1 protein-coding gene and 7 tRNA genes are annotated in these 2,966 nt (G+C 47.0%); all 8 read left to right on the top strand.

The annotated features are described in order from the left end of the window. The first annotated feature begins 2 nt into the window (after window positions 1–2). The 8 genes from L4D12_RS25210 to L4D12_RS25175 all read left to right on the top strand — a co-directional run bounded on the left by L4D12_RS25210 (window position 3) and on the right by L4D12_RS25175 (window position 2,895). Window positions 3–78: transfer RNA gene (locus L4D12_RS25210), tRNA-Thr, on the top strand. Between the two features lie 62 nt (window positions 79–140). Then, window positions 141–216, top strand: a tRNA-Phe gene (locus L4D12_RS25205). A gap of 6 nt (window positions 217–222) precedes the next feature. Continuing rightward, window positions 223–298 (top strand) — tRNA-Asn (locus L4D12_RS25200). A 230-nt stretch (window positions 299–528) separates the two neighbouring features. Further along, window positions 529–2,166 (top strand): methyl-accepting chemotaxis protein, encoded by a 1,638-nt coding sequence (locus tag L4D12_RS25195; protein ID WP_428450561.1) that lies wholly within the window; start codon window positions 529–531, stop codon window positions 2,164–2,166. Window positions 2,167–2,443: 277 nt separating this feature from the next. Beyond that, window positions 2,444–2,519 (top strand) — tRNA-Phe (locus tag L4D12_RS25190). A 41-nt stretch (window positions 2,520–2,560) separates the two neighbouring features. After that, window positions 2,561–2,636: transfer RNA gene (locus tag L4D12_RS25185), tRNA-Asn, on the top strand. A gap of 45 nt (window positions 2,637–2,681) precedes the next feature. Beyond that, a tRNA-Thr gene (locus L4D12_RS25180) sits at window positions 2,682–2,757 on the top strand. 62 nt (window positions 2,758–2,819) lie between these two features. Next, window positions 2,820–2,895 (top strand) — tRNA-Phe (locus L4D12_RS25175). Window positions 2,896–2,966 lie beyond the last annotated feature (71 nt).

Raw genomic sequence — 2,966 nt, 5'->3', positions numbered from 1 at the left:
GTGCCGACTTAGCTCAGTAGGTAGAGCAACTGACTTGTAATCAGTAGGTCACCAGTTCGACTCCGGTAGTCGGCACCATTTCTTAGCAAGCGTTGCGAAAGCAACATTGCAAAAGTAAAAGCTTAACCGCTTTCACTTTTGCCTCGATAGCTCAGTCGGTAGAGCAGAGGATTGAAAATCCTCGTGTCGGTGGTTCGATTCCGCCTCGAGGCACCATACAATTCCCCTTTAGTTCAGTTGGTAGAACGGCGGACTGTTAATCCGTATGTCGCAAGTTCAAGTCTTGCAAGGGGAGCCAAATTAGAGAACCTCAGCCGAAAGGCTGGGGTTTTTCTTTATCTGCTTCTTACTCCTCAAACATCCTTTTCTGTGAGCAATAACCAGTAACGTCCCCACTCCGTATTCATCAATGAACCCCATCTGACACATTCAGGAACAAATAACACCTAACTATATGATTTTATTTTACAAATATTCGTAATGTGATTATAAGTAGCCGACGGTATATCATCACAACGCGAGCAGACTATGAAACTTAAGTATCAAGCCTACGGCTTGTCCGCCATCATCTTATTCACCTTGTTGATAATGAGTGCAACCAGCCTATGGGCGAATAGGGTTGCGAGCAATCTCGACAACAAAGCGCGCGTTACAGAGCTATTCAATAGTGCCTATAGCATTTTGAACGAAATAGAAAAAATGGCGATTGATGGCACCCTCCCGGAAACAGAAGCAAAGGCGCTGGCCACCCGACTACTACAAAACAATATCTATAAAGATAACGAATATGTCTATGTCGTCGATGAGGACATGAATTTCGTTGCCGCCCCTCTTGATCCCCAGTTGCATAGCACCAGCTTTAACGAATTTAAAGATGCTGACGGCAACAGTATTGGTCAGCTTATTCAACGGATGTTAAGTAACCGCAGCGGAACACTGGTTGAATATACCTGGTCTCAGAAATTACCTGACGGTAGTGTGGAGGAAAAACTTTCGATTGCGAAAAAGACACCGCATTGGGGCTGGGTCGTCGGGACAGGAATTGGCTTTAATGAAGTCAATCAGCGCTTCTGGTCCAATGCTCAATGGCAACTCGCGCTATGCTTGGTGGTCGCGAGTGCTATTCTGATTATTTTATTAGTGGCTACTAAGCGTATCCTCAACCTCGTCGGTGGAGAGCCTAGCGACGTTCAAGCAGCGGTGCAGTCAGTTGCCAATGGCCAGATTTATACCCACTTTAGCCACGCAGCACCCGTTGGTAGCATTTACCTTTCCGTGCAGCAGATGAGCCAGTCCCTTGCCCTGCTAATAGGCAATTTGGATCAATCAATGATGGCCCTTCGCGACGAACTGAATCAGGTAAAGTCTCGAGCCGGGACTCTCGCTCAGCTAAGCGATAACCAGCAGCAATCAACGGAAATGATTGCCACCGCGATGACCGAAATGGCATCCTCAACCAGTCATGTCGCAAGCTCTGCACACGATACGGCAGAGAGCACCTTAGACGCAGACAAACAGAGCCAGTTAACACAACAACTTATCAATTCCACGGTTGGCAATATTGAAGGCCTTTCTCAAGAGCTTTACACCGCGGGTCAGGCCGTTTCTACCCTCGATAATGACGTTAATAATATTGCGAAGGTCCTCAATGTCATTGGCGATATTGCAGAACAAACTAACCTGCTTGCTCTCAACGCTGCCATTGAGGCGGCCCGTGCTGGTGAACAAGGTCGAGGATTTGCCGTGGTGGCTGATGAGGTTCGCAACCTTGCTGGGCGGACCCAAAACAGCACGAAAGAGATCCAAGAGATGATCGTCAGCCTCCAGCGGGCTTCGCGCCATGCTATCGCAACCATGGATACGTGTGCCAGTACCAGCTTGAATACTGTCGCTCAATCACGAGAGGCATCGCAATCACTTGAACAGATTGTCTCAGCGCTTGAGTCTATCACTACCATGAGCCATCAAATTGCCACTGCGGCAGCCCAGCAGACCCAAGTCAGTGATGACATTTCTGAACGGATCAACCTAATTGATGAGAGCGGCCGCCAACTGAGCGCCATTGTCACCTTAAGTCATTCCAGTACCGAAACCTTAGCTCAACTATCAGATGATCTAGAAAAGGCTGTCAGTAAATTCACCATCCACCGCTCATCATCGGTTTAGCACTGACATTTACCCAATATATGTAGCAGGCACGGTCATCGTGCCTGATTGTTTTTTTGCGATCGATCCCTTTATCACAACACTCTCATACCATTTTTCCCTAAAAAAATACAATACGGCATATGGCAATCGCGATGATTACATTGCACGTCCAGGCATGACAAAACCACAGAAGAGCTCAAAAACCGAACGAACAGACCAAAAAAAGATGGATTGATATTTTTTTCTCAAAAAAGCATTGACGCAAAGAGGGAAAAGCTTTTTAATGCGCTCCGTTGCCTCGATAGCTCAGTCGGTAGAGCAGAGGATTGAAAATCCTCGTGTCGGTGGTTCGATTCCGCCTCGAGGCACCATTTCTTCTTTTAGTGATGGTGCAAGCAACGAAAAATATAATTCCCCTTTAGTTCAGTTGGTAGAACGGCGGACTGTTAATCCGTATGTCGCAAGTTCAAGTCTTGCAAGGGGAGCCAAATTCAGTGTTAAGCTTTAGGGCTTGAGACTAAAAAGATTCGTGTGCCGACTTAGCTCAGTAGGTAGAGCAACTGACTTGTAATCAGTAGGTCACCAGTTCGACTCCGGTAGTCGGCACCATTTCTTAGCAAGCGTTGCGAAAGCAACATTGCAAAAGTAAAAGCTTAACCGCTTTCACTTTTGCCTCGATAGCTCAGTCGGTAGAGCAGAGGATTGAAAATCCTCGTGTCGGTGGTTCGATTCCGCCTCGAGGCACCATACAATTCCCCTTTAGTTCAGTTGGTAGAACGGCGGACTGTTAATCCGTATGTCGCAAGTTCAAGTCTTGC

The sequence above is a fragment of the Photobacterium nomapromontoriensis genome (assembly GCF_050336815.1).
In the GTDB taxonomy this organism is placed as follows: Bacteria; Pseudomonadota; Gammaproteobacteria; order Enterobacterales; family Vibrionaceae; genus Photobacterium; species Photobacterium nomapromontoriensis.
The sequence above is the reverse complement of the archived record's forward strand: the minus strand, read 5'-3'. Positions and strand labels throughout refer to the sequence as shown.

Coding starts and splice junctions, on each gene's coding strand:
- L4D12_RS25195 (WP_428450561.1), top strand. CDS start 529: ATGAAACTTAAGTATCAAGCCTACGGCTTGTCCGCCATCATCTTATTC.